This is a genomic window from Comamonas sp. A7-5 (genome assembly GCF_039581385.1).
GTDB lineage: Bacteria > Pseudomonadota > Gammaproteobacteria > Burkholderiales > Burkholderiaceae_C > Comamonas > Comamonas thiooxydans.
This window is the reverse complement of the sequence record NZ_JBCPWO010000008.1, coordinates 120,012-144,885: the sequence shown is the minus strand read 5'-3', so window position 1 is coordinate 144,885 and position 24,874 is coordinate 120,012. Positions and strand designations below refer to the sequence as shown.

Below are 24,874 nucleotides of genomic sequence, written 5' to 3'. Positions count from 1 at the left end.
GCGCCTCCTCAGGCTATCACCTTGGTCGCGGTTTCATCGAGCTTGGGTGGCGTCTCGAAGGTGTGGAACGGCGCCGGAGAAGGCACTTCCCATTCCAGGCCCTCGGCCGCTTCCCAGGGTTTTTGCGGTGCCTTCTCGCCATGACCGCGCATGGCGGGCCAGACGACGAACAGGAAGAAGTACACCTGCATCAGACCGAAGCCAAAGCCGCCAATGGAGGCAATCATGTTGAAGTCGGCGAACTGCATGGGGTAGTCGGCATAGCGACGCGGCATGCCGGCCAGACCCAGGAAGTGCATGGGAAAGAAGGTGATGTTGAAGAAGATCAGCGAGCCCCAGAAGTGGATGCGGCCGCGCGTCTCGGAATACATCACGCCCGTCCACTTGGGCGACCAGTAGTAATAGCCGGCAAACATGGAGAACAGCGAACCGGCCACCAGCACATAGTGGAAGTGGGCCACCACGTAATAGGTGTCCTGCAGCTGGATGTCGATGGGCGCCATGGACAGGATCAGTCCCGTGAAGCCCCCCATGGTGAACACGAAGATGAAGCCCACAGCGAACAGCATCGGGGTTTCAAAGCTCATGGAGCCGCGCCACATGGTGGCCGTCCAGTTGAACACCTTCACGGCCGTGGGCACGGAGATCAGCATGGTCGCGTACATGAAGAACAGCTGACCCGTGACCGGCATGCCGGTGGTGAACATGTGGTGGGCCCAGACGATGAAGGACAGGATGGCAATCGCCGCCACGGCATAGACCATGGAGGTGTAGCCAAACAGCTTCTTGCGGCTGAAGGCGGGCACGATCTGGCTGACGATGCCGAAGGCCGGCAAGATCATGATGTAGACCTCGGGGTGGCCGAAGAACCAGAAGATGTGCTGGTACATCACCGGATCGCCGCCGCCCGCAGGATTGAAGAAGCTGGTGCCGAAGTGGCGATCGGTCAGCGTCATGGTGATGGCGCCAGCCAGCACCGGCATCACGGCGATCAGCAGGTAGGCGGTAATCAGCCAGGTCCAGGCAAACAGCGGCATCTTCATCAGCGTCATGCCGGGCGCGCGCATGTTCAGGATGGTGACGATGATGTTGATCGCGCCCATGATGGAGCTGGCACCCATGATGTGCATGGCAAAGATGCTGGTGTCCATGGAAGGGCCCATCTGCAGCGTCAGCGGCGCATACAGCGTCCAGCCGGCCGCAGGCGCACCGCCGGGCATGAAGAACGAGCCCACCAGCATGATGCCGGCAGGAATCAGCAGCCAGAAGCTGAAGTTGTTCATGCGCGCAAACGCCATGTCGGACGCACCGATCTGCAGCGGCAGCATCCAGTTCGCGAAGCCCACGAAGGCCGGCATGATGGCGCCGAACACCATGATCAGACCGTGCATGGTGGTGAGCTGGTTGAACAGCTCGGGGTTGACGATCTGCAAACCGGGCTCGAACAGCTCGGCACGGATCAGCATGGCCAGAATGCCTCCCACCATCAGCATGGTGAAGGAGAACAGCAGGTACATCGTGCCGATGTCCTTGTGATTGGTGGCAAACAGCCAGCGGCGCCAGCCAGAGGGCATGGCGTGGTGATGGTCGTCGTGCCCATGGTCGTGACCATGGCCCTCATGGGTGTGGATGGGAGGAACTACGGCGCTCATATTCTTTTCTCCAATCGGTCTCTATACCCGGGGCTTACTTCGCGGCCGTGATGTCAACACGGCGTGCCTGCTGGTCCGCGCCTGCCGCAGCCGTGATGGTCTCGGGCTTGCGCAGCTCGATGCGGTCTCCCGCAATGCCGCTGTCCTCCAGCAGCTTGGCCACGGCCTTGGCTCGCTCCTTGGCCAGCTCCGCGTTCTTGTCGGCGTTGCCGGTGGAGTCCACAAAGCCCGACAGAGCAATCTTGCCGTCCTTGTGGGCACTCCAGTACTCGGCCGCCTTCTTCACCGCAGCCTGAGCCTTGTCGTCCAGAACGCTCTTGCCGGTCTCGAAAAAGACTTGATAAGGGCCGGCGTCGCTGGCGGCAGCGGCTGCACCTTGCGCAGGGGCGGCAGAGTCTACCGCAGGAGCTGCGGGTGCAGCACTGCCTCCGCCTTCAGGGAATTTGCCGCCACGCGCTGCCACGAACTGGGCGGGTTGCACCAGCTGACCGGTCTGGTTGCTCCAGTGGTTCTTGGCAAAGGTCACCACTGCGGCCAGTTCGGTGTCGCTTAGCTGCTTCCAGGCCGGCATGGCACCGTTGGCGCGACCTTCGAGCACGGCGTGCATCATGTCGGCCGTGGGACCCAGCACCACGGGACTGCCGTCCAGCGGCTTGATGGGACCGGCTCCCTTGCCATTGGCCTGGTGGCAGGCGGCGCAGTTGGCGGCATAGACTTTTTCGCCACGTGCCACCAGATCGGCCAGCACCCAGACCTTGTTCGGGTCATCGGCCTTGGCGGCCAGCTTCTTCTTCTCTCCGGCAACCCAGGCGGTATAGGCTTCGGCAGACAGCACCTTCACATGGATGGGCATGTAGGCATGCTCCTTGCCGCACAGCTCGGCACACTGGCCGTAGTAGTCGCCGGTCTTCTCGGCCTTGAACCAGGTATCGCGCACAAAGCCGGGAATCGCGTCCTGCTTGATGCCAAAGGCCGGCACCATGAAGGAGTGGATCACATCGTTGGCCGTGGTGATGATGCGCACCTTCTTGCCCACGGGCACGACCAGCGGGTTGTCGACCCTGAGCAGATAGTCGTTGGGCGCGTTGCTCACATCGCCGCTGTTGGACATCTGGCGCTGGGCGTTATCCAGCGTGGAAACAAAGCCCAGGCCTTCGCCCTCGCCGCTCAGATAGTCATAGCCCCATTTCCACTGATAGCCGGTGGCCTTGATGGTGAGGTCGGCATTGGTCGTGTCCTTCTGCGCCACCAGCACCTTGGTGGCGGGCAGCGCCATCAGAATCACGATGATGAAGGGAGCCACCGTCCAGGCCACTTCCACCTTGACCGATTCATGGAAGTTCGCGGCCTTGGCCCCCTGGGATTTGCGGTGCTTCCAGATGGAGTAGAACATCACCCCGAACACCGCGATAAAGATCACCGTGCAGATGATGAGCATCATCCAGTGCAACCAGTGCTGCTCCACGGCAATGCGTGTCACTGGCGGATGCAGATTGAGCTGGTTGACGGCAGGGCCTCCCGGCAGATCCTGCGCCGCATAGGCCATGGAACTACCCCACGCCGCCAAGGCCAAACTCCAGGGAACCAGCTTGGTGGAAATGTTTTTCATCGTTTTCACTTACCTCTAAGCCTCAGTTGTCCACTCGCTCACACCGCTTCGTGCCGCTGCCGGCCAGAAGGCTGTGACACTCACACTACCTCGCGAACTTCAACGCAGCATGCCCCAGAATTTGATAGCACTGTCTGCGCGCATTCACTAATGCATGTACCGGAAACCCATGCCAATCGACCTTGCGTAGGCAGGCCTGACCGGACTTGAAACTCGTACTGGCAAGCGCATCTCACGGCAAGTGCCGGACATGGCTGAAACTGGCCTGGCAGCCAAGACAGAAGGGAAGAAGATGGAACGCCCCTGCACCGCGACAACCGCCGGGCACAGGGATGCGTCAGCGCAGCAAAAGGCTGGCTTGTGGTGATGATGAAATGCGAAAACCGGCCGCTGTCGAACCCGCTGGCCAGTCCCCTTGGCAAAGCGAAACACCCGATATCTCCCCTGGCGGCTTGGGCCGCACTGTCTGGTTTCCTTCAGGCAGGAGAGAAGCCCGAAGGATTGCTGCTATCCATGAAATAACTTGGGGAAATTGTAGGCAGCTTTGTGTCGAATCAATGACCGGAAAACGACAGATGTGCTATCGCAAACCCGTGTTGCGGGGCTGCTTGAGCATGGCCTTCATGTCTTCCAGCGACACGGCGCTGTTGGCTTCCAGACGCAGCTTGGGCTGCGGTTTGTAGGCATGGCCATAAACGATCTCGAAGGTCAGCGAGAGCTGTCCATCGGGCTGCTTGTCGGCCCAGCGCTCCGCCATTTTCTGCAGCAGCCCGGCCTTCCAGCCACGGCCGCGCAGACCGGCAAAACGCCCTGGGTGCAGATTTCGGCCCAGTTCGCGCAGTTCCTGCAACAGACGCTGCGGCGTGGCAAAGGTCAGGGTGATGCGCTCCATGTCCATCACCGGCTCGGCAAAGCCGGAATGCACCAGCATGTCACCCCAGTCATGCATATCGGTAAACGTATGACCTGCCGGCCCCCAGCCCAGTTCGGCGTAGAGCCGATGCAGCTGCTGCACGGTATCCGGCCCGAGGCAGGAGAACATGACATAGCCATCGACCTTGAGTGCCTTGTGCCAGCGCTCGATCAGAGTCTGCGGATCGGCTGCCGTATGCAGCAGCATATTGGCCCAGAGCATGTCCATGCTGGCATCTGCAGGCGCCCCCATCTGCACGGCAGCCCCCTTCCAGCGCGAGAGCTGCCACCAGCGGCTGCCGAGCTTGTCCTGGGCCACGGCCTCGCGGCGGGCTACGGGTTCATGGATCGTGCATTCCGCTTGCGGATAGCGCTCGCGCAGCAGATGGTGTGCCTGCAGGCCGCCGCGAACCGGCTCCCAGTGGCACCACTTCTCAGGCGGCTTCACGATCCAGTCCAGGCGCTGCTGCATGCGACTGGCCACCTCTTCGTGCAACCAGGGGGATTCGGCCGGAGCGGCCATTTGCCAATGGTTTGCAGCTGCAGAATCAATTGTTGGAGGCAGGACGTGGGACATGGGCAGACAAAAGCAGGCAGAGAGTCGAGCAAGCGAGTCGCTCACCAACTGCCGGAGTGAAGATCAATGCGGCGCGAGTATATTGATTCCATGCCCGACCTTCATGCGACATGGCTTTCACACCTTCGCCGCCAGCAGCAGCGTTGGCTGGATGCCTTGCCCAGCCAGTGCGCAGTCTGCGGACGCTGGCCGGGGCCACGCATCTGCCGCGACTGCCAGACGCGCTGGGCTCGGCACAAGCACCGCTGCCACAGCTGTGCCCTGCCGCTGCCGGCTCTGGTCAGCCTCTGCGGCAACTGCCTCAAACAACCGCCCCGGCTCAAGCGCTGCACCGCCGCGCTGGACTATGCCTACCCCTGGCAAAACCTCATCACACGCTACAAATTTCAGGCCGATCTGGGGTTGGCGCGCAGCCTGGGCAGGCTGATGGCCAGTCACCCTGAAGTCAGGGAGCAGTTGCGGGCCTGCGATGCCTTGCTGCCCATGCCGGCCTCCGCACAGCGCGTGCGCGAGCGCGGCTTTGACCACAGCCTGTTGTTGGCACGCTCCCTCTCGGAGCAATACGACAGGCCTTTGCCCTTGCTGAGCGAAGCTGTGCAACGCCAACATCTGGAGCTGCCCCAACATGCCTCCAGCCGGGAACAAAGGCTGCGCCAGCTGCGCGGCATTTTCAGCCTCGCCCCGGCTCGGCAGGCTCTGGTGAAGGGACGGGAGATCTTGCTGCTTGACGACGTAATGACTACCGGTGCCACGCTGGATGCACTGGCAGGCTGCCTGCTGTCGGCCGGCGCGGCATCGGTCAGCGCCATCGTGCTGGCACGCACGCCTTGACCCATATTCGCCAGTCTGGAACTGCGGAGGCGGCAGCGTGGGTAACAGCCGGGCTGCACAATAGCGCCCCATGTTTCATATCGTTCTTGTGGCGCCCGAGATCCCTCCCAACACGGGCAATGTCATCCGTCTGGCCGCCAATACGGGTTGTAGCCTGCATCTGATCGAACCGCTGGGTTTTTCCATGGAAGACCGGCATATGCGTCGCGCCGGACTGGACTATCACGAGTACGCCAATGTGGCCCGCCACGCCAACTGGGACGTCTTCCTCGAAACCTGCCAGCCGCAGCGCGAGCGCATGTTTGCCATGACCACGCACAGCAGCAGCCCGGCCCATGCCATGCAGTTCAAGGCCGGCGACTGGCTGGTCTTTGGCTCTGAAAGCAAGGGCCTTCCGCCCGAGGTGCGCGCCCAGTTCCCCCACGAGCAGCGACTGCGCCTGCCCATGCTGGCCTCACAGCGCAGCCTGAACCTGTCCAACGCCGTGGCCGTGACGGTGTTCGAAGCCTGGCGCCAGCAGGATTTCGCGGGAGCTGCCCTTGCAGAGCCCAAGACGGCTCTTTAAGTTCCCGCTTATTGTCTCTATTTTCGGAACAATAAGTTGCGCGACAGGGGGTTTTTCCCGCAATTAGATCGTCCTAAAGTACGACTCATGGACTTGCAGCCGACCGACGATATCCGCCAGGACTGCAGGCCCGACGTACCAAAGGACGAATCATGAAATACGCCAACCGCTTTGCCATCGTTGCCACCCTGGCCATGTCCGCCGCCGCTGCACAGGCTGCAAGCTTTGACTTCACCGGCGATCACTACCCTCCCGAAGTTGCAAGTCAATCCACCCTGACCCGTGCCCAGGTCAATGCCCAGGTGCAGGACGCCATGGCCAAGGGCCAGCTGCAACTCGTTGGCGATGCCTATCTGCCCCTGTACCAGCAACAGCAATCCAGCAACCTCAGCCGTGAGCAAGTGCGCCAGGAAACCATTGCCGCAGGCAAGGCCGGTTTGCTGGACAACTATGGCGAATGACAGACTCTGCGCAGCACCCTGCTTTGCGAGGTGCGGCTCAATAACAAAGCCCCAAGGCGCAAGCCAAGGGGCTTTTTTCATGGCTTGAAAATTACACCGCGAATCAGGCCTCCGCACCAAAGCTGCGCGCCAGCGACTCAGCCACGCACACAGGCTTGTCGCTGCCCTCGCGCTCCACCGTCACCAGCCAGGTCATCTGGACGCCGGCCGGCTCGATGCGCTCCGCCGCCTGCAATGTCATGCGGGCCCGCAAGCGGCTGTTGACAGGCACCGGGGCCATGAAGCGCACACGGTTGAGCCCGTAGTTCACTCCCATCTTGGCGCCTTCGATCTTGAAAGTGCCTTCGAAGAACTGAGGCAGCAGGGACAGCGTGAGAAAGCCATGGGCAATCGGCGCGCCGAACGGCCCCTGGGCCGCACGCTCGGGGTCGGTATGGATCCACTGCTGATCGCCCGTGGCATCGGCAAACATTTGAATCTGGGCCTGTGTGATGGTGATCCAGTCGCTGACGGCGACTTCCTGCCCAATCGAGGCCAGCACTTCGGAGTAGGAGCGAAAGGTTTTCATACCCCCAATGTAGAAGCCCCCTGCCCTGTGCCATGTCTGACGCGGGACAAGGGGCTTACCCTAGATTATCCGATCAAATATGCCGCTGGCTCAATCTATTCATACGCTTGCAGCTACGCTTTTTAAAGCGGATCAGGCTTCGCTGGAGCGCTGAACAAAAAACAGGCCTGTGCCTACGGCCATCAGCAGGCCGCCGAACACGCGGTTCTGGTTGCGCATGGCGCGTGCGCTGCGCATCAGGCCGCGCAAGGCGCTGGCACCTGCGGCATAGCCGTGCATCACCGTGGTGTCCACCGCCAGCATGGTCACGGCCAAAATCGCCAGTTGCGGAGCCAGAGGACGGCTGGTGGTCATGAACTGGGGCAGCACGGCCACCATGAAGATGATGCCCTTGGGATTGGTGGCATTGGTCAGAAAGCCCATCAGTACGCGCTTTTTGAGACTGGCCTCGGGCACGGCCTCTTGCGCTGCCAGCGGCGAGCCGCCGGAGCGCCACTGGCTGATGCCCAGATAGATGAGATAGCCGGCACCCACGATCTTGACGGCATTGAAGGCCAACTCGGACGCCATGAGCAGCGAGCCCACACCGGCACCTGCTATCAACAAGATGAGCAGCAGCCCGAGCTGCAGACCCATGATGGTGGCGCTGGTCTTGCGCACACCGTAGGACAGGCCATGACTCATGGACAGCACAGCCCCCGACCCTGGCGAAACCGCGATGATCCAGGAGGCCACAAAAAAAGCAAACCAGGTGTGCAGATCCATACTCACTCCAAACGCCGATCTAAAGCGCCAGTCACAAAGCGCCTATCTTAAAAGTTGCGCTATCAACTTGCAGACGCATGGTTGACCTGACGCTATAAGCACCAGGTAAACATTCGTGCCTTTTTTCTTTCTGTCAAAAATCTGACGCTTGGCTGCGGGTGCCAAAATGGAATCCCTCTAGGGTTAACACCACATAACATTCCCATGGAACACGGCTCTCCCATCTGGCTGACTTACGGCTTCATCTATCTTACGGCGGCGGTTCTGGCCGTCCCCATCGCCAGAGCCCTGGGCCTGGGAGCCATCATCGGCTACCTGGGCGCAGGCATTGCCATGGGTCCCTGGGGTTTTGCCCTCGTGCGCAATGTGGACGACATCCTGCACTTTGCCGAGTTCGGCGTGGTGCTGATGCTGTTCGTGATCGGACTTGAGCTGCAGCCCAAGCGCCTCTGGGAGCTGCGGCGACCGATCTTCGGCTGGGGCATGGCGCAAATGGCGGTCTGCACCGGCATTCTGTTTCTGGCCGCATGGGCCTTTGGTCTGTCGTGGCGCGTCAGCCTGATTGCGGGCATGGGCCTGGCCCTGTCGTCCACCGCTGTCTGCCTGCAGATCATGGCCGAGCGCAATCTGATGCGTACTCCCAGCGGACAGGCCGCCTTCTCCATCCTGCTGTTCCAGGACGTGGCGGCCATCCCCATCCTGGCGCTGATTCCGATTCTGGGTGCTTACAAGGCTGCCCATGCCAGCCACGGCGACAGCCATGTCTGGCTGGCCATTCTCAAGACCGTGGGCACGATTGGCGCCGTCATCATCGGTGGCCGATTGCTGCTGCAACCGCTGCTGCGCTGGATTGCGCGCAGCAAGACTCCCGAGATCTTCACCGCCACTTCCTTGTTGTTGGTCGTGGGCATCGCCATGCTGATGACACAGGTGGGCCTGTCCATGGCGCTGGGCGCCTTCCTGGCCGGCGTGCTGCTGGCCGACAGCGAATACCGCAGCGAGCTGGAAACCAATATCGAGCCGTTCAAAGGGCTGCTGCTGGGCCTGTTCTTCATGGCCGTGGGCATGAGCATCGACTTTGGCGTCATCCTCCAGTCTCCCTGGGCCATGGCCGCCATGGTGACGGGCTTTATTGCACTGAAGGCAGTGATGATCTTCGGCTTGGCCAAATTCATGCAGATTCCCTGGCGCGAACGCCCGGTGTTCACGCTGATGCTGGCGCAAGGCGGCGAATTCGCCTTTGTGGTGTTCCAGACAGCCGCGCAGTACAAGGTGTTTCGCCACAGCGTCTCGTCCATGCTGGTCGCGGCCGTGGCTCTGTCGATGCTGCTGGGCCCGCTGCTGCTGGTGCTTCTGGACAAACTGCTGCTGCGCCGCTTTTCCACCATCAGTGACGAGGAATGCGGCATGGAGAAGGCCCAGGAAATCTCCGAGCCTCAGGACTCGCCCATCATCATTGCCGGCTTCGGCCGCTACGGCCAGATCGTGGCTCGCGTGTTGCTGGCCCAGGGCATACGCCCCACCATCCTGGACCACAGCGTGGAAATGCTGGAGGCCGCGCAGATCTATGGCCACCGGGTGTTTTACGGCGATGCCACTCGCATGGACCTGCTGCGCATTGCGGGCGCAGCCAAGGCTCATGTACTGGTGATTGCCGTCGACACTCCCGAGCAGTCCCTCAAGATAGCCAGCCAGGTACGCAAGCATTTCCCCAATCTGGAGATCGTGGCCCGCACCCGGGATCTCAATCACTGGTTCCAACTTCGCGACCTGGGTGTGGAGCATGCCCAGCGTGAAGTGTTCGAGTCCAGCCTGATCTCGGCCCAGTCGGTGCTGGAACTGTTAGGTCAGAGTCCGGCCGAGGCCAAACGCATCACGGCACGCTTCAGGGAGCACAATCTGGCTCTGGCCGAGCGCATGTACCCGCATTACAAGGACAAGAACCAGCTGATTGCGGTGGCCAAGCAGGGCCGCCAGCAACTGGTGGAGCAAATGGCCAAGGAACGTGCCGATCTCCTGGCTGACAACGCAGAAACACCAGATACCGCCCTGGCCAGCGAGCAAGACCACAGTCCGGCTGATGCCCGGCAGCCGTGATACGCTGCGCGCCATCATGTTCAACCCCAGTCAAGCCGACGTACGGCGATTTTTTTGCGGTGTGCGCGCCAAGATGATCAGCGGCGCGCCCATGGAGGCCATCGAGACGCTGGCCAGCCTGTGGATAGACGAGCACCCCGAGTATTTCGATGAGCTCTCCGACATGGATGCCGCCGTGGCGCGCAACTATGACTCAGAGCCCGAGCGCACCAACCCGTTTCTGCACCTGTCCATGCATCTGTCCATCAGCGAGCAGTGCAGCGTGGACTCGCCACGAGGCATCCGCCAGGCGGTTGAGTTGCTGGCCAAGAAGCGTGATCTGCATGACGCCCATCACGCCGCCATGGAATGCCTGGGCCAGATGCTCTGGGAAAGCCAGCGCTCGGGACGCCCGCCTGATGGCGAAGCCTATGTCGCCGGAGTGCAGCGTCTGGCCACCACCGACGGCAGTTTCAAAAGTACCCCCTGATGCGCTGCACAGCCTCCGGCGGGGAGATGACACAATCGCTGCAGGAGGGCTCCAGCTCTGCATCCTCCAAGCCCCGGGTACCGGGCCCCTGAGCTGCATCCCGTTGAGAAAAAGCAAAAGCCCGTCTTCACGGGCTTTTGCTTTTTCTGAAACAAGGTCTATTTCTGGCCCAGGCGGAAGTGCGGCTGCGCCACTACCTGCATCTCGCTGTCCAGGCTACCGATGTACTTGGCGAGTTGCTGCAGCTCGTCGTTCTTGAACTGCTTGGCAATGCCGGCCATCACGCCATTGCTGCGTCCGATGAGCGGATTGCCATCGGTTTTATATGACTGCAAGGCGCGAAAAACATAGTCCGAATACTGCCCTGCCACCTTGGGATAGGACGGGTCAATCGGCTTTGAAAAGCCTTCACCGTGACAGGAGAAGCAGGCCCCTTTTTGCAGCAGCGCGGTGACAGCAGGGTTCGCCTCCTTGGCCTTGCCGTCCTTGGCCTTGCCATGACCTGCATAGAAGGCCGCCACATCGGCCATGTCCTGCTCGCTCAGTGAGTCGGCAATGCCACGCATGGTGGGGTGTTTTCGTTCGCCTTTTTTATAGGCATTCAGAGCCGAGACGATATAGGCCTCGTTCTGCCCGCCGATCATCGGCACCTTGTAAACCTCAGGAAAGCTGGCCTGATAACCGGTGATGCCATGACAGCCTATGCACATGGCGATCTTGCCTTCGCCAGCCTTTGCATCGCCCTTGACAGCCTGGGCGTTTGCCGCGCCGGTCACTGATGCGACAACTACTGCCAATACCGTGGTCCAAGTTTTTATCATTTTGCGCGCACAATCCTTCAAGAGTTCAGACGGGTGCTCAAATGCCTTGCTGCAGTGCAAACGATTATGGCAGTGAGAATTTCGCACGCTTATCAATACTTACGCTGATACCGCCCATGAAGTTTCAAGGTTCCGACAAATACGTGGCCACGCAAGATCTGATGCTGGCCGTCAACGCTGCCGCTACCCTGCAGCGCCCTCTGCTCATCAAGGGCGAGCCCGGCACGGGCAAGACCATGCTGGCCGAGGAAGTGGCCCAGGCGCTGGACATGCCGCTGTTGCAGTGGCATATCAAGTCCACCACCAAGGCACAGCAAGGCCTGTATGAGTACGACGCCGTGAGCCGCCTGCGCGATTCGCAGTTGGGAGACGAGCGCGTCAAGGACATTCACAACTACATCGTCAAGGGCGTGCTCTGGCAGGCCTTCACGGCGGAGCGCCCCGTGGCCCTGCTGATCGACGAGATCGACAAGGCCGACATCGAGTTCCCCAACGACTTGCTGCGCGAAATCGATCGCATGGAGTTCTATTGCTACGAGACCCACGAGATGATCCGCGCCAAGCACCGCCCCCTGGTGTTCATCACCTCGAACAACGAAAAAGAGCTGCCTGACGCCTTCTTGCGCCGCTGCTTTTTCCACTACATCAAGTTCCCGGATGCCGACACCATGCGCCAGATCGTGAACGTGCATTTCCCAAAGTTGCAGGGTGAGTTGCTGAATGCCGCCATGAAGGTCTTCTACGATGTGCGCAATCTGCCCGGCCTCAAGAAAAAGCCTTCGACCAGCGAGCTGATCGACTGGCTCAAGCTGCTGGTCGCCGAGGAAATTCCTGCATCGGCTCTGCAATCCGAGGAAGGCAAGGTCAGCGTGCCACCCCTTGTTGGCGCGCTGCTCAAGAACGAACAGGATATGAGCCTGTTTGAAAAGCTGGTCTTCATGAACCAGCGCAACCGCTAACCTTCCTTAAGAACCGAGGAGACACAGCCCATGAGCACCGCACAACAACTGCTGCTGGAAGGCGGCTCCGACGCCATCGGCTTTGTGGGCGGAGCCCTGCTGGGCTGGGGCCTGTCCCATGTGCTGGGCCTTGACCTGTTTGCCCATGGCTATGGTGCGGGCAGCATTGCCGCCATTGCCATGGTGGGGCTGGGTGGAGGCCTGGGGCTCAAGCTGGCCCGACTCTGGCGCAGCAAGCGCAATCCACTTTGAGTGAGCAAGCCATGACTTTTGTAGAACCTGTGACCTTGCGCGACCGCGGCGTGCGACTGGAGCCGCTGGATCTGAGCCATGAGCCTGGACTGGCAGCGGCCGCTGCCGATGGAGAGCTGTGGAGGATTCGAGTGACTTCCGTGCCCGAGCCTGGCGAGGTGCGCAGCTATATCGAAACCGCGCTGCTGGGCCGCGACCAGGGCCACCGCTTTGCGTTCGCCGTGCTCGACGATGCCAGCGGCAAAGTGCTGGGCACGACCAGTTATCACGACATCGTGCCAGCCATTCGCCGTGTGGAGATTGGCTACACCTGGTATGCCAAAAGCGTGCAGCGCACCCATGTCAACACTTCGGCCAAGCTGCTGCTGCTGGCCCATGCCTTCGGTACGCTGGGCTGCCATGTGGTGGGCTGGCGCACGGACAACTTCAACTTCGCCAGCCAGCGCGCCATTGAGCGCCTGGGTGCCAAGAAAGATGGCGTGATTCGCGGCCATGCGCTGCGCCGCGACGGCACGATTCGCGATACCGTGATGTACAGCATGCGCAGTGGCGAATGGCCTGAAGCCCGTGCACAACTGCTCTATCTTCTGGAGCAGCATGCACCCGCTGCATAAGCGCTGGAGGCATTTTTCATGCTGATCGATTTCTTCTATACCCTGCGTGCCGCCAAACTGCCTGTGTCGGTCAAGGAGTTTCTGGCCCTGCTGGAGGCACTGGACGCGGGCATCATCGGCCCCAAGAGCGAGGATCGCTGGAGCCTGGACGACTTCTACCACCTGGGCCGAACCATTCTGGTCAAGGACGAGAAGCACTATGACAAGTACGACCGCGCTTTTTCCGCCTATTTCAAGGGCGTGGAGATGCTGGCCGACTTGACCAAGGAAATTCCGCAGGACTGGTTGCAAAAGCTGCTGGAGCGCGAGCTCAGTCCCGAGGACAAGGCCAAGATCGAAGCCATGGGCTGGGACGAGCTGATGGAGACGCTCAAGAAGCGCCTTGAGGAGCAAAAGGAGCGCCACGAGGGCGGCAACAAATGGATTGGTACGGGCGGCACCAGCCCCTTCGGTCATGGTGGCTACAACCCGGCGGGCATACGCATTGGCGGGCCGGGCCGCAACAAGAGCGCCGTCAAGGTCTGGGAGCAGCGAGCCTACCGCGACTATGACGACACCCAGGAACTGGGCACGCGCAACATCAAGGTCGCCCTGCGCCGCCTGCGCAAGTTTGCGCGCCAGGGCAGCGAACTGGAACTGGACCTGCCGGACACCATCCGCTCCACGGCAGCCAATGCGGGTTATCTCGACATCAAGATGATTCCCGAGCGGCATAACAATGTGAAAGTGCTGCTGCTCATGGACGTGGGCGGCACCATGGACGAGCATATACAGCGCGTGGAAGAGCTGTTCTCGGCCGTGAAGAGCGAGCTCAAGCATCTGGAGTTCTATTACTTCCACAACTGTGTCTACGACTTCATGTGGAAGAACAACCGCCGCCGCTTTGCCGAGAAATTCCCGACCTGGGACATCATTCGCAAGTACAACAAGGACTACAAACTGATCTTTGTCGGCGACGCGACCATGAGCCCCTATGAAATCCTGCAGCCCGGCGGCTCGGTCGAGTACATGAACGAGGAACCCGGTGCCGAGTGGCTGCAGCGCCTGACGAACGCCTTCCCGCACTTTGCCTGGATCAATCCGGAGCCACAGGGCGTATGGCAGTACCGCCAGAGCATCAGCATCATCCAGCAATTGATGGGGGACCGCATGTACCCTTTGTCGCTCAAAGGCTTGGAAGACGCCATGCGCATGCTGTCAAAATAGGGGCATGCCCCAGACCTTGCCCTTGAAAAAGCCGGCCTTGAGGCCGGCTTTACTTTTGGGAGCCGCCTTGCTCCTCAGCGGCTGCAGCCTGCTTTCCCCCAAAGACAAAGAAGCCGAAGCCATGGGCATAGACACCAGCGGCCCCCCCGCCTTCACGCTGGAAGTCGATGCCCCAAAACAAGTCCGTGCGCTGCTGGAGCAGCATCTTGAACTCAAGCGTTTTCGCCGCCAGCCCGATCTGCAGCGCCGCGAGCTGACGCGCCTGCTGGGCGCGACCGATGCCAACGTACGCGAGCTGATAGGCACCTTGGGCTATTTCAGCCCCACGGTGACCGTGGAGCTGACCGATACCCCCGAGGAAGAAGCTCCGCGCAAAGTGGTGGTCAAGGTCGATCCGGGCCCGCCCACCATCATTGAGAAATCCGAGGTGCGCTTTACCGGCGTCAATGCCAGCGACGAGCTGGGAACCTCGCAGCGCCTGCAGATCGAGGAAACCTGGCCGCTGCAGGCTGGCGAGCAATTCTCGCAATCGGCCTGGAGCAGCGCCAAGAGCGGTGGTCTCAAGGAGTTGCAAAAGCGCCGTTATCCGCTGGCCCGCATAGATACCAGTCTGGCCGATGTGGATGCCGACACCAACAAGGCCCAGGTCAGCGTGAGTTACGACCCCGGCCCGGCCTATACATTCGGTCCGCTGCAGATCGATGGTGCCGAGCGCTACGACCCGGTGCGCACGGCCCGTATTGCGCGCCTTCCGGAAGGAAGGGAATATGACTTGCAAAGCATGCTCGATGCGCAGCAGCGCCTGGTCAGCAGCGGCTATTACGACTCGGTATTTCTTTCGCTGGCCGATTCGCCGCAACAGGCCGCTACCGAAGCTGAGCGCGACGAGCAGCGCAAGAATCAGGGTGCTGCCATCACCTCGCCCGTGATTGCCAAGGTGCGCGAGGCCAAGCTGCAGAAATGGGTGTTCGGTGCGGGTCTGAGCACGGACACCGGACCTCGTCTGTCCATCGATCACACTTACAACAAGGTTCCCGGTCTGAACTGGCGCGCCGTCAGCAAGCTGCAGCTGGACAGTAAGAACCCGCTGATCTCCACTCAGTTGGTCGGCCTGCCCGGTGAAGACCTCTGGCGCTGGTTTGCCAGCGGCAAGCTAGAGCGTGCGCCAGCAGGTGACTTCAACACCAATAGTGCGCAGATGCGCTTTGGTCGCTCCAAGGCAGAAGACCGCATAGAGCGCAATTTGTACCTGCAGTACGACTACGCCAAGACCCAGGGAGCAGGTGCTCCGCCCGGCGCCTCCTCGCTGCTGGCCAACTATGGCTGGACGGCCCGCTATTTCGACAACAACCTGCTGCCTACCTCGGGCTTCGGTCTGGCCCTGGAAGCCGGTGCCGGCACCACGCTGACGCCGCAGCGCTCGCCGTTCGGGCGCCTCACGGGCCGCTGGCTCAGCCTGATCCCGCTGGGTGAGCGCGATGAGGAAACCAGGCGTCACAGCCGCCTGCAGCTCAAGGCAGGAATCAGTGCCGTGATGGCCAAGAAAGATGTGGATCTGCCCACCACCATCATGTTTCTGACGGGTGGCGACAACACGGTGCGCGGCTATGGCTATCAGTCGATTGGCGCACGCACCGACAACGGCCGCGTGATTGCCGGCCGCTATCTGGCCATGGGCAGCGTGGAATGGCAGCGGCCCATCACCATCAAGGGAAATACCCAGGACTTCGAACACGCCGTCTTCATCGATGCAGGTACGGTCGGCGACGATATCAACCGCCTCTACACCCGCGTCGGTTTTGGCACCGGCATTCGCTGGAAAAGCCCGGTTGGTCCAATTCAAGCAGATCTCGCCTGGGGCGCACAGGAGCAACAGTTGCGCCTGCACCTGCGTCTGGGCTTCACGTTTTAAGCATGGCAGAACAAGACACACACCCTATCGCCAAGACCTTACTCCCCAAGCGCCGCCGCTGGCTACGCGCGCTGGGCTGGACTATTGCAGCGACCCTGCTCGCCCTGGTGCTGGCGCTTTGCAGCCTGCTATGGTGGATTGGCAAGGATGACTCCCTCAACCAGACGCTGCAGCGCGTGGCCAGCTGGCTGCCCGCAGACCAGTCCCTGGTCGCCAAAGAGGTTACGGGCAGTGTCAAGAACGGTGGCCACATCGGCTGGCTGCAATGGCAAAGCCCGACCATGAAGGTCGAAGTCAGGGAAGCTCAGATCGGCTGGCAGTTCAGGCCTTTGCTGCTGTCGCGCACACTCAAGCTGGGTGAGGTTCATATTACCGAGTTGCGCATTGCCAGCACCCCAGACCCCGAAAAACCCGCCAGCGAACCGCTGCAGTCGCTGACCCTTCCAGTGAAGATAGAGCTGCCCTTCAAGGTCGATCAGATCATCTGGCAAGGCTCGCCTGAAGCCGTGGTGCAGGACCTTCGCGGTCGCTATGAATACACGGGCACACATCACGAACTCAAAGTCAGCAGTCTGCGCTTTGCCCAGGGCGCCTACCAGGCACAGCTGAAATTGCAGGGCGCCGCCCCCATGTCCTTGCAGGCCGAGGCAACAGGCGATGTGCAAGTGCCCAACCCGCTGGACAAAAGCGATGATGCTGCCAACACCATTGCCGTGCAAGCCAGGGTGACCGCCGAAGGCACGCTGGCCACCGAAGCGGCCAGGCTGGAGATCAAGGCCAATGCCAGCGCAGAGACCTCCGGCTCAGGCGCAGACACTCAAGCAAAAACAGCTCTCGACCCCAAACTCAAAGACAACCCGCGGCCCTCAGTCTCGGCGTCCGGGCCAGCAGCAGATACCGCCCCCATGCAGGCGGATGTGGAGGCCAGCATCATGCCCTGGCGCAGCCAGCCGCTGCTGGCAGCCAAGGCCAGACTCCGCAATCTCGATATCTCGGCCTTCTGGCCTCAAGGACCTCGCACCCTTTTGACCGGCCAATTGCAGGCTGGCCCCGACGAAACAGTAGCTCCAGCTACGAACCTGGAGGCTCAGCCCTGGAACCTGAACACCAGTTTCAGCAACGCGCTGCCCGGCCCCTGGGACCGGCAGCGCCTGCCCGTGGCCGAGCTGATGGGCCAAGTCCGTTTCGACGGCCAGCAATGGCAGGTCGACGACTCTCGTATCCAGATCGGCAAGGGCAATATCGCTCTCGGCGGTCAGTTCACTCCGAGCACCCGGTTGTTTGAAGGCCTGGCTGTTGTGGAAAAGCTCAACCCGGCCGATCTCTACAGCACGCTGGAAGCAGCCCCGCTGGAAGGCGAGATCAGCGCCAAGGCTGTGCAAGTCGAACCTGGCAGCGGCGATGCCGCTGCCAGCAAGATTGTGTTTGCCGCCAATCTGCACGCAGCGGGCGGCAAGCGCGACAGCAAGGCGCTGCGCATTCAGACACTGGCTGCCAAAGGCCAGTGGCAGGCCCCGCTGCTGCAGCTGGAAAAGCTGCAGATGGAAGCCCTGCAGGCCAGTGTCGATGCCCGGTCCGTGGAGTTCAATACCGAAACCCAGCAGGCCAAGGCTCGACTCAAGGCTACGGCGCCCGGTGCGCAACTGAGCATCGAAGGGCAGATGGGCCCCGCCAGCGGCGCTGTCCAAAGCCAGCTGCAGCTCGGCTCCATGAGCACGCTCACGCAATGGCTGCGCAAGCTGCCGGGCGTCAAGGACCCACTGAGCGGTGCGCAGCTTGATGGCAGCGCAGATTTGCAACTGGCCCTGAAGGGCGGTTGGGAAAACCTGCTCAAGCGCCTGAGTGCCGCCCATGGCGCGGCCATTCCCGCCAGTGGCTTGCAGATTCAGGCCAAGCTACGCGCCGAGAAAATTCGCTATCTGCCTGCCGGCACCGCAGCCGAGCAGAGCGCCAACCTGCCTGCGCTGGCATTGAGCATTGACGGCAGCCCCGAAAATGCCAGGGTCGGTCTGACCGCGCAGGCCCAGCAGGCTGGCAAGAGCATACAGATCGACACTACTTTGCAGGCCGGCCTTACAGGCGGCAAGGCCATGGCACCGCTGGACTGGCAGGCCAGTCTGGAAAAGCTGCAGGCCCAGTTCACACCCGACAAGAACAAGCCCGGCCCCTGGGTCGTGCAGCTTCAGCCCGGTGCCCCCGTCCAGATCCAACAGCGCACCAGCGGCAGCACGGTGCTGAGCACCGCCTATCAGTTCAGCGCCGGCAAGCTGCAGATCACGCCTCCCAAACTGAGCCTCAGGCGTACCAGCAGCGAGCCACTGCCTCCCGCCCAGCTGACATGGGAGGCGAGTTCCGTCACCCGTACCGGCAGCGGCCAATGGGGGCTGCGCAGCGCAGGTCAGGCCCTTGGAGTTCCGCTGGCATGGGTCGATGCATTCAGCCTGGGCGATGACGAGCCACCGCTGGAAGCAGCCGGCATTTCCGGCGACCTGAGCTTCAACGCGCGCTGGAACCTGGACACATTGGGCAAGGATCTCAAGGCCGATCTCACGGTCGAGCGCGCCGCAGGCGATCTGCGTCTGGCAGTGGACGATGGCTCCAGCACTACCGTCATCCAGACTACCGGCCCCACCGCCAAACGCGCCGGCGGGACACGTACGCGCCAGATCGGCGGCGCAGGCATGCGCTCGCGCATCAAGGACGTACGCCTCAACGTACAGGCACAGGGTAGTCAGGTCAACGCCAAGCTACTCTGGGAGAGCGAGCGTGCAGGCAAGCTCAGCGCCGACCTGCGCACCCAGCTCAGCTATCAGCAAGACGGCTGGACGCTGCCCGCCACGGCGCCTCTGTCCGGTCAGTTGCACGCCAATATGCCAGATATGGGGCTGTGGGCCCTTTTTGCGCCACCGGGCTGGCGCATTCAGGGCACGCTGGCGGCGGACGCCAGCATTAGCGGCACCTTGCAGGACCCCAAGTGGCAGGGCGATATCAAGGCCGATGGGCTCAATATCGTGTCTCTGCTCGATGGCGTGGACCTGCGTGACGGCATTCTGCGCGCCAAGCTGCAAGGCACCAGGCTGGACATCACCGAACTGCGCCTCAAGGGCGGAAAGGGTAGTCAGGCGCGCATTCTGGGATATAGCGGCAATCTGACCCGTGCACCCGAAGACGGCGGCCAGCTCACCGGCACGGGATATGCCCAGTTCACACCGCCGGGTACAGGGAGCGAATCAGGCCTGAGCATGAATCTGCAGGCCAAGGCCAGCAAGCTGCAGGTGCTTGTGCGCGCCGACCGTCAGGTCAGCGTCTCCGGCGATCTGCAGGCTAGGCTGGAGCAAGGCCAGTTCACGCTGCGCGGCGACCTGGCGGTCGACAGAGCCTCCATCATCCTGCCCGAGGAGTCCGCGCCATCGCTGGACAAGGATGTGGTGGTGCGCTCGGCGGCATCGCGCAAAGCCGAAGAGGAAGAGCGCCAGCGCGCCGAGCAACAGGCCCGCAAGGATCAGGCCCGCGCCACGCCGCGCAAGGTGCCCGACATTCTCGTCAAGCTCGACATGGGCCGTGACTTTGCGCTGCAAGGCTTTGGCATCACCACGCGACTGCTGGGCAAGCTTGAAGTGCGAGGAGCCAGCTACATCGGCGGCCCGCCCAGCGTGACCGGAGAAATCCGTACCGAGCAAGGCCGCTACCGCGCCTGGGGACAGTCGCTGAATGTGGAAACCGGGCTGATCCGCTTCAATGGCCCCTACAACAACCCCTCGCTGGACATACTGGCGCTGCGCCCGAATATTGCCGTCAAGGCCGGTGTGCAGGTGCTGGGCACGGCCAGTGCGCCACGCGTGCTGCTGTACTCTGATCCGGCCCTGCCCGACGCGGAAAAGCTCTCCTGGGTAGTCATGGGCCGCGATCCCGCCTCCGGCGGGGCCAGCAGCGCCCTGCTTCAGCAGGCCGCCATGGCCTTGCTGGCTGGTGGCAACAGCTCCAGCGGCAAGATTGCTGGCAGCCTGGGGCTCGATGAAGTCGGCTTCAAGGGCGGCGGGGACGGCACGGATGCAGCGGGCGCTGCGCTGACCATGGGCAAGCGCATCTCGGACAAGCTCTATCTGACCTACGAGCAGAGCCTGTCGGGAGCCATGGGCATCATCTACATCTTCTACGACCTGTCGCGCAGCGTCACCTTGCGCGCCCAGACCGGCATGACCAGCGCCATGGACATCGTCTATACCGTTCGCAAGGACTAAGCATGAAAACTGCCTTCATCCCCTTGCTGGCATGCGACAGAAGCCATTAATCCTGCCATGCCACGCAACCGCACTGCGCTTGAGCAAGCAGCGGGCAAGCTCATACTCCGCATCCAGCAGGAATGGATGCAGGAACTGGGTGGGCCTGCGGCCGCAGACAGCGAGCAAGTCATGAACCGCGCTCATGACTTGCTTGTGGCCGCGTCGGCCAGTCGGTTCGACCAGGGGCTGCTGCAGCAGTCGATTGAAGAATTTCTGGGCAGGGAATGGCTACGCAGGCATCCTGGCGTGCAGCCATTCGTCAATGCTCTGGCCGAGCAACTGCAGTCCTGATCCATCTATACAGGCCCTCAGCGGCCTGCTGCCACGCCCTATTTGACGTAGGAACGCAGCACCTTCACGACCAGCTCCAGGTCCTGCTCACGCTGCTCTGCCGTCGCGGCCTCGGCGCCCAGATGCTCGCGCACATGGCCTTCGAGCAGCTCCAGCATCAAGCCGTTGACGGCCCCACGCACAGCCGCCAGCTGCTGCAGCACCACGGCACAGTCCTGCCCCTCTTCCAGAGCTCGCTCAAGGGCCTGTGTCTGCCCCTTGATGCGGCGAATGCGCGCGAGCAGTGGCTTTTGATTCGAAACGGTATGCGACATAAGCAGGAATTGTAGTCCTCATGCCGGCATGGAAAATATACTGGGATAGAGTATATTGAAACACGCCAACCATGACCTCATACACCGCCTCCCCCCTTACCCGGCAACACTCCCACAACTTTGACCAAGGCAATCCGTTGGGCGAAAAAAACGCCAAGCTGGCCATGTTGCTGACGCTGGCCATGATGGTGCTGGAAATCACTGCAGGCTACTACTTCAACTCCATGGCCCTGCTGGCCGATGGCTGGCATATGAGTTCACACGCGCTGGCGCTGGGCCTGTCCGTCAGCGCCTATGCTGCTGCGCGCAAGCTGGCCAATGACAGACGTTTCAGCTTCGGTACCTGGAAGATAGAAATCCTGGCGGGCTACACCAGCGCCATCTGCCTGCTGCTGGTTGCCGGCCTGATGGCCTTTGAATCCGTACAACGCCTGCTCTCGCCTGCCGCCATTCACTATCAGCAAGCCATAGGCGTGGCAACTCTTGGCCTGCTGGTCAACCTGGCCTGCGCCTGGCTGCTCAAGGACGGGCACCACCATCACCACGGCCATGAGCACCACCACGACCATCACCATGGACACGACCATGCACATGGCGACCTGAACCTGCGCTCCGCCTATCTGCACGTAATTGCAGACGCAGCCACATCAGTCATGGCCATCGCAGCGTTGCTGGGCGGCATGCTCCTGGGCTTTGCCTGGTTGGATTCGGTCATGGGCCTGGTCGGCTCCGTGATGGTGGCAATGTGGGCCTTAGGCTTGCTGCGCGATAGCAGCCGCGTGCTGCTTGATGCCGAAATGGATGCTCCCGTCGTGGAAGAAGTACGTGAAGCCATTGCACAAGGTCCGCAACCCGTCAACATCACCGACCTGCATGTCTGGCGCGTGGGCAAGAACCACTATGCCTGCATCATCGCAGTCGAGGGCGCAGCCACGGTCACACCCGACTACATTCGCCAGTTGCTGTCGGTACATGAAGAACTCACCCACGTCTCTGTCGAAGTCAACAGTACAGAGCTGACATAAATAAGTCGGTTGGAATCCACAGGCTGGCAACACGGGTAGAATCCAGCGTCCCTCCCCGTAGTTCAATGGATAGAACGGTCGCCTCCTAAGCGACAGATACAGGTTCGATTCCTGTCGGGGGGACCAAATTCAAGGCCGCGAAGGTGCATAACCTTCCGGCCTTTTTCTTTTTCCCCTCTGCAGACCTCAATTCGAAGTGCGCCGAAGTCCATGGAAGTGTGCCGCAATCCGGGGGCATCTGGGGGCACATTTGGGGGCACATTTTTAAAAATTGGGGGCACATTTCAGATGCCCCCAGTTTTGCCTCCTGGCTTCATCTTCCCCTCGCCACCCAGCCCTTGCCCTCATCGACGTGAATATCGAGCAGCCCTTCTCTGGCGCTGGTATATGAGTCATGCTTTTCGCCGCAGGCAACCAGACAGCAACAGGAACGCGGGCCGCTCAATGCAAAATGCCCATACGCATGCGTACTTCGCAATCAAGCCTTGGCACGCGGCTTGAAGAGATGGATGGTTTCGCCACGGGCAAGCATCTCCACCAGCTGAGCGATGCGTCTGGCGCGCGTCTCGGCTCTCGCGGCAGTCTGGATACGCCATAGTATCGCGTAGCGATTAGAGGCATTGATGCTTGCAAAGAAGGCCTTGGCGGCCGGCTCGGCATTCAGTGCAGCCTGCAGATCCTCGGGCACCGTGGACGTACGCGCACCGTCGTAGGCCCGCGCCCAGCGCCCGTCAGCCTTGGCCGCCTCTATCTGAGCCTGACCCGGGGCCTGCATGCGGCCCGCTTCAATGAGTGCCTGTACCTTGTTGACATTGATTCTCGACCAGACACTTCGCGCGCGCCTCGGCGTGAAGCGCTGGAGATAGTGTTGATCGTCAAGACTTTTCTTCTGTCCATCGATCCAGCCCCAACACAGCGCAATCTCCACCGCTTCGGGGTAGGTGACACTGGGCTCGTTGGAGCCTCGTTTGGCGATCTTGAGCCAGAGGCCTTCGGAAGTAGCGTGATTCTTCTTCAGCCAGGCCTCGAAGACTTTGGCGCTCTTGAACAGGGTTGGAGCAAGCTCAAGCGGGATGATGGATTTGACAGTAGGCATCATCTGGACCTATGCGGCATTAACATCAGCGCGATTCGTGGCATAGAGGCAGGAACCTGGTTGATGGTGGGGTAAGACAAGTTTAACCAGAGCTCCCAGCCTATGGCAGTCGCAAAATGCCCCACGACTCGCCCCCAGACCAGGGGCTTGAGCGATCACAACAATTGCGCAAGCAATCCTGTCAGCCCTGCCGCCACAATGACGTAGATAACATTGATCTTGAAGCGGAGCAACGCGATGCCTGCTGCCAGACCAATGGCAATCGACGGCCACTCTATGTGTCCTGCGAAGCCTTGGGGCCAAACTACATGGTATGCAAAGAAGACCGCCAAATTCAGGATGACACCCACGACCGCAGCGGTGATTCCGACCAATGGCGCAGTGAATTTCAGATTGCCGTGGGTGGACTCGATAAAGGGACCACCCAGGAAAATGAAAAAGAACGACGGCAGAAAAGTGAAGAAGGTCACGATCACTGCAGCGACGACTCCAGCGAGCAGCAGCGAATCCACACCGAAGATCGCTTTTGTCCAGCCGCCCACAAAAGCCACAAAGGACACCACCATGATGAGAGGGCCCGGAGTAGTCTCCCCCAAAGCCAGGCCATCGATCATTTGTGTTGCAGTCAACCAATGGAAGTTCTCCACCGCGCCCTGGTAAACATAGGGAAGCACCGCATATGCGCCACCAAAAGTCATCAGCGCAGCCTTGGTAAAGAACCATCCCATTTGTACCAGCGGTGATTCCAGACCAAACGCCGTGGCGAGCACGCCCATTGCGATGCCCCACAGCGTCAGGCAGACCAGCGACACCCTCCAGAATCCTCGCCAGGAAAATTGTGCATGCGGCGGAGTTGGAGTGTCGTCATCGATCAATGCGGCCCCGACTGGCTGACGCGCATCGCTTTTTTCATGGCTGTAGCCACCAAAGACCTCAGGTCGCAATTTGCCACCGATGAAACCGATGGCTGCAGCCGCAATGACGATAAGCGGAAACGGAACATTGAGCGCGAAAATGGCGACAAACGCAGCAGCCGCAATGCCCCAATGCCAGCTGCTCTTGAGCGACCTGGAGCCCACTCGGTAGGCTGCCTGTGCCACAAGCGCTGTCACAGCGGGCTTGATGCCATAGAAAATGCCCGCAATGACCGGCATGTCCCCGTGGGCCATATACAGCCAGGCCAGAGCAATGATGATGAACAGCGATGGCAGGACAAAAAGAACCCCTGCCAAAATGCCACCCCATGTCCGGTGCAGCAGCCATCCCAGATACGTTGCAAGCTGTTGAGCCTCGGGCCCCGGCAGCAACATGCAGTAGTTAAGGGCGTGGAGAAATCGCTTCTCGGAAATCCATCGACGGCGGTCTACCAGCTCCTCATGCATGAGTGCTATTTGACCTGCGGGGCCGCCAAAGCTGATGAATCCAAGCTTCAACCAGAAACGCAGCGCTTCTGAAAGCGAAAGAGAGGCTGGCGCAACCGGATCGGTGGGCCTGGGCAAAGCGGTGTCCATAAAAGCTCCATAGGGAATATCCAGCTCTTGGACGAGACACCGTCTACCCTTGCGGGACGGGAGGCTGCTTTCCCGATACAGGAA

Annotated in this window: 22 protein-coding genes and 1 tRNA gene; 14 read left to right on the top strand and 9 right to left on the bottom strand. The window is 61.0% G+C overall.

The annotated features are described in order from the left end of the window. Positions 1 to 8: 8 nt before the first annotated feature. The 3 genes from ctaD to AAIL67_RS15835 form a co-directional block, all read right to left on the bottom strand. Positions 9 to 1,652, bottom strand: coding sequence for a cytochrome c oxidase subunit I (gene ctaD, locus AAIL67_RS15845; RefSeq protein ID WP_034378118.1), 1,644 nt, complete (start codon positions 1,650 to 1,652; stop codon positions 9 to 11). 34 nt (positions 1,653 to 1,686) lie between these two features. Beyond that, complete coding sequence (gene coxB, locus AAIL67_RS15840; protein WP_343484357.1) at positions 1,687 to 3,261, bottom strand: cytochrome c oxidase subunit II; 1,575 nt, start codon at positions 3,259 to 3,261, stop codon at positions 1,687 to 1,689. 580 nt (positions 3,262 to 3,841) lie between these two features. Beyond that, on the bottom strand, positions 3,842 to 4,750 hold the full coding sequence (locus AAIL67_RS15835) for a methyltransferase domain-containing protein (RefSeq protein ID WP_224648832.1): 909 nt from the start codon (positions 4,748 to 4,750) through the stop codon (positions 3,842 to 3,844). A gap of 90 nt (positions 4,751 to 4,840) precedes the next feature. Here AAIL67_RS15835 and AAIL67_RS15830 point away from each other — a divergent pair, with 90 nt between their 5' ends. The 3 genes from AAIL67_RS15830 (at position 4,841) to AAIL67_RS15820 (ending at position 6,607) form a co-directional block, all read left to right on the top strand. Further along, the gene (locus AAIL67_RS15830) at positions 4,841 to 5,581 is read left to right on the top strand and encodes a ComF family protein (protein WP_224648833.1); all 741 of its coding nucleotides are present in this window, start codon (positions 4,841 to 4,843) and stop codon (positions 5,579 to 5,581) included. Positions 5,582 to 5,651: 70 nt separating this feature from the next. Further along, the gene (gene trmL, locus AAIL67_RS15825; RefSeq protein WP_224648834.1) at positions 5,652 to 6,146 is read left to right on the top strand and encodes a tRNA (uridine(34)/cytosine(34)/5-carboxymethylaminomethyluridine(34)-2'-O)-methyltransferase TrmL; all 495 of its coding nucleotides are present in this window, start codon (positions 5,652 to 5,654) and stop codon (positions 6,144 to 6,146) included. Between the two features lie 152 nt (positions 6,147 to 6,298). After that, on the top strand, positions 6,299 to 6,607 hold the full coding sequence (locus AAIL67_RS15820) for a DUF4148 domain-containing protein (protein ID WP_224648835.1): 309 nt from the start codon (positions 6,299 to 6,301) through the stop codon (positions 6,605 to 6,607). A gap of 103 nt (positions 6,608 to 6,710) precedes the next feature. Here AAIL67_RS15820 and AAIL67_RS15815 read toward each other — a convergent pair whose 3' ends face one another. Continuing rightward, entirely contained in the window at positions 6,711 to 7,175 is a 465-nt protein-coding gene (locus tag AAIL67_RS15815; RefSeq protein ID WP_063665282.1) for a MaoC family dehydratase, read from the bottom strand. 132 nt (positions 7,176 to 7,307) lie between these two features. Beyond that, positions 7,308 to 7,940 carry a LysE family transporter gene (locus AAIL67_RS15810; protein ID WP_034353858.1) on the bottom strand — a complete coding sequence of 211 codons (633 nt, stop codon included), beginning with the start codon at positions 7,938 to 7,940 and terminating at the stop codon, positions 7,308 to 7,310. A gap of 204 nt (positions 7,941 to 8,144) precedes the next feature. Here AAIL67_RS15810 and kefC point away from each other — a divergent pair, with 204 nt between their 5' ends. Both kefC and AAIL67_RS15800 read left to right on the top strand, forming a co-directional pair. Then, entirely contained in the window at positions 8,145 to 10,037 is a 1,893-nt protein-coding gene (kefC, locus tag AAIL67_RS15805; protein WP_034378124.1) for a glutathione-regulated potassium-efflux system protein KefC, read from the top strand. Positions 10,038 to 10,053: 16 nt separating this feature from the next. Next, a complete protein-coding gene (locus tag AAIL67_RS15800; RefSeq protein ID WP_034353992.1) occupies positions 10,054 to 10,506 on the top strand; it encodes a DUF1841 family protein in 453 nt (150 codons plus the stop codon). Between the two features lie 158 nt (positions 10,507 to 10,664). Here the strand turns inward: AAIL67_RS15800 and AAIL67_RS15795 are convergent, their stop codons facing one another. Next, positions 10,665 to 11,327, bottom strand: a complete 663-nt coding sequence (locus AAIL67_RS15795; protein ID WP_034363567.1) for a c-type cytochrome — start codon at positions 11,325 to 11,327, stop codon at positions 10,665 to 10,667. 116 nt (positions 11,328 to 11,443) lie between these two features. Here AAIL67_RS15795 and AAIL67_RS15790 point away from each other — a divergent pair, with 116 nt between their 5' ends. The 7 genes from AAIL67_RS15790 (at position 11,444) to AAIL67_RS15760 (ending at position 20,844) form a co-directional block, all read left to right on the top strand. Next, positions 11,444 to 12,286 carry a MoxR family ATPase gene (locus AAIL67_RS15790; RefSeq protein WP_003071243.1) on the top strand — a complete coding sequence of 281 codons (843 nt, stop codon included), beginning with the start codon at positions 11,444 to 11,446 and terminating at the stop codon, positions 12,284 to 12,286. A 30-nt stretch (positions 12,287 to 12,316) separates the two neighbouring features. Next, a complete protein-coding gene (locus AAIL67_RS15785; RefSeq protein WP_224648838.1) occupies positions 12,317 to 12,538 on the top strand; it encodes a hypothetical protein in 222 nt (73 codons plus the stop codon). Positions 12,539 to 12,549: 11 nt separating this feature from the next. Next, positions 12,550 to 13,152 (top strand): GNAT family protein, encoded by a 603-nt coding sequence (locus AAIL67_RS15780; protein WP_045838625.1) that lies wholly within the window; start codon positions 12,550 to 12,552, stop codon positions 13,150 to 13,152. Positions 13,153 to 13,170: 18 nt separating this feature from the next. After that, positions 13,171 to 14,358 (top strand): VWA domain-containing protein, encoded by a 1,188-nt coding sequence (locus tag AAIL67_RS15775; RefSeq protein ID WP_003071236.1) that lies wholly within the window; start codon positions 13,171 to 13,173, stop codon positions 14,356 to 14,358. Between the two features lie 121 nt (positions 14,359 to 14,479). Next, positions 14,480 to 16,270 (top strand): BamA/TamA family outer membrane protein, encoded by a 1,791-nt coding sequence (locus tag AAIL67_RS15770; protein WP_343484356.1) that lies wholly within the window; start codon positions 14,480 to 14,482, stop codon positions 16,268 to 16,270. Between the two features lie 2 nt (positions 16,271 to 16,272). Then, positions 16,273 to 20,511: a translocation/assembly module TamB domain-containing protein gene (locus AAIL67_RS15765; RefSeq protein ID WP_343484355.1), complete on the top strand. Its 4,239-nt coding sequence runs from the start codon at positions 16,273 to 16,275 to the stop codon at positions 20,509 to 20,511. 57 nt (positions 20,512 to 20,568) lie between these two features. Beyond that, positions 20,569 to 20,844, top strand: coding sequence for a hypothetical protein (locus tag AAIL67_RS15760; protein WP_034396429.1), 276 nt, complete (start codon positions 20,569 to 20,571; stop codon positions 20,842 to 20,844). Positions 20,845 to 20,882: 38 nt separating this feature from the next. Here AAIL67_RS15760 and AAIL67_RS15755 read toward each other — a convergent pair whose 3' ends face one another. Further along, positions 20,883 to 21,158: a metal/formaldehyde-sensitive transcriptional repressor gene (locus AAIL67_RS15755; protein WP_003075449.1), complete on the bottom strand. Its 276-nt coding sequence runs from the start codon at positions 21,156 to 21,158 to the stop codon at positions 20,883 to 20,885. A gap of 71 nt (positions 21,159 to 21,229) precedes the next feature. On the opposite strand from AAIL67_RS15755, the gene dmeF reads away from it, so the two are divergent. Both dmeF and AAIL67_RS15745 read left to right on the top strand, forming a co-directional pair. Further along, positions 21,230 to 22,183, top strand: a complete 954-nt coding sequence (gene dmeF, locus AAIL67_RS15750; protein WP_253232899.1) for a CDF family Co(II)/Ni(II) efflux transporter DmeF — start codon at positions 21,230 to 21,232, stop codon at positions 22,181 to 22,183. A gap of 51 nt (positions 22,184 to 22,234) precedes the next feature. After that, positions 22,235 to 22,309: transfer RNA gene (locus AAIL67_RS15745), tRNA-Arg, on the top strand. A 352-nt stretch (positions 22,310 to 22,661) separates the two neighbouring features. Here AAIL67_RS15745 and AAIL67_RS15740 read toward each other — a convergent pair. Together AAIL67_RS15740 and chrA are read right to left on the bottom strand one after the other, a co-directional pair. Continuing rightward, positions 22,662 to 23,282 carry a YdeI/OmpD-associated family protein gene (locus AAIL67_RS15740; RefSeq protein ID WP_343484354.1) on the bottom strand — a complete coding sequence of 207 codons (621 nt, stop codon included), beginning with the start codon at positions 23,280 to 23,282 and terminating at the stop codon, positions 22,662 to 22,664. A 152-nt stretch (positions 23,283 to 23,434) separates the two neighbouring features. After that, on the bottom strand, positions 23,435 to 24,790 hold the full coding sequence (chrA, locus tag AAIL67_RS15735; RefSeq protein WP_063664742.1) for a chromate efflux transporter: 1,356 nt from the start codon (positions 24,788 to 24,790) through the stop codon (positions 23,435 to 23,437). Between the last annotated feature and the right edge of the window lie 84 nt (positions 24,791 to 24,874).

Coding starts and splice junctions, on each gene's coding strand:
- ctaD (WP_034378118.1), bottom strand. CDS start 1,652: ATGAGCGCCGTAGTTCCTCCCATCCACACCCATGAGGGCCATGGTCAC.
- coxB (WP_343484357.1), bottom strand. CDS start 3,261: ATGAAAAACATTTCCACCAAGCTGGTTCCCTGGAGTTTGGCCTTGGCG.
- AAIL67_RS15835 (WP_224648832.1), bottom strand. CDS start 4,750: ATGTCCCACGTCCTGCCTCCAACAATTGATTCTGCAGCTGCAAACCAT.
- AAIL67_RS15830 (WP_224648833.1), top strand. CDS start 4,841: ATGCCCGACCTTCATGCGACATGGCTTTCACACCTTCGCCGCCAGCAG.
- trmL (WP_224648834.1), top strand. CDS start 5,652: ATGTTTCATATCGTTCTTGTGGCGCCCGAGATCCCTCCCAACACGGGC.
- AAIL67_RS15820 (WP_224648835.1), top strand. CDS start 6,299: ATGAAATACGCCAACCGCTTTGCCATCGTTGCCACCCTGGCCATGTCC.
- AAIL67_RS15815 (WP_063665282.1), bottom strand. CDS start 7,175: ATGAAAACCTTTCGCTCCTACTCCGAAGTGCTGGCCTCGATTGGGCAG.
- AAIL67_RS15810 (WP_034353858.1), bottom strand. CDS start 7,940: ATGGATCTGCACACCTGGTTTGCTTTTTTTGTGGCCTCCTGGATCATC.
- kefC (WP_034378124.1), top strand. CDS start 8,145: ATGGAACACGGCTCTCCCATCTGGCTGACTTACGGCTTCATCTATCTT.
- AAIL67_RS15800 (WP_034353992.1), top strand. CDS start 10,054: ATGTTCAACCCCAGTCAAGCCGACGTACGGCGATTTTTTTGCGGTGTG.
- AAIL67_RS15795 (WP_034363567.1), bottom strand. CDS start 11,327: ATGATAAAAACTTGGACCACGGTATTGGCAGTAGTTGTCGCATCAGTG.
- AAIL67_RS15790 (WP_003071243.1), top strand. CDS start 11,444: ATGAAGTTTCAAGGTTCCGACAAATACGTGGCCACGCAAGATCTGATG.
- AAIL67_RS15785 (WP_224648838.1), top strand. CDS start 12,317: ATGAGCACCGCACAACAACTGCTGCTGGAAGGCGGCTCCGACGCCATC.
- AAIL67_RS15780 (WP_045838625.1), top strand. CDS start 12,550: ATGACTTTTGTAGAACCTGTGACCTTGCGCGACCGCGGCGTGCGACTG.
- AAIL67_RS15775 (WP_003071236.1), top strand. CDS start 13,171: ATGCTGATCGATTTCTTCTATACCCTGCGTGCCGCCAAACTGCCTGTG.
- AAIL67_RS15770 (WP_343484356.1), top strand. CDS start 14,480: ATGGGCATAGACACCAGCGGCCCCCCCGCCTTCACGCTGGAAGTCGAT.
- AAIL67_RS15765 (WP_343484355.1), top strand. CDS start 16,273: ATGGCAGAACAAGACACACACCCTATCGCCAAGACCTTACTCCCCAAG.
- AAIL67_RS15760 (WP_034396429.1), top strand. CDS start 20,569: ATGCCACGCAACCGCACTGCGCTTGAGCAAGCAGCGGGCAAGCTCATA.
- AAIL67_RS15755 (WP_003075449.1), bottom strand. CDS start 21,158: ATGTCGCATACCGTTTCGAATCAAAAGCCACTGCTCGCGCGCATTCGC.
- dmeF (WP_253232899.1), top strand. CDS start 21,230: ATGACCTCATACACCGCCTCCCCCCTTACCCGGCAACACTCCCACAAC.
- AAIL67_RS15740 (WP_343484354.1), bottom strand. CDS start 23,282: ATGATGCCTACTGTCAAATCCATCATCCCGCTTGAGCTTGCTCCAACC.
- chrA (WP_063664742.1), bottom strand. CDS start 24,790: ATGGACACCGCTTTGCCCAGGCCCACCGATCCGGTTGCGCCAGCCTCT.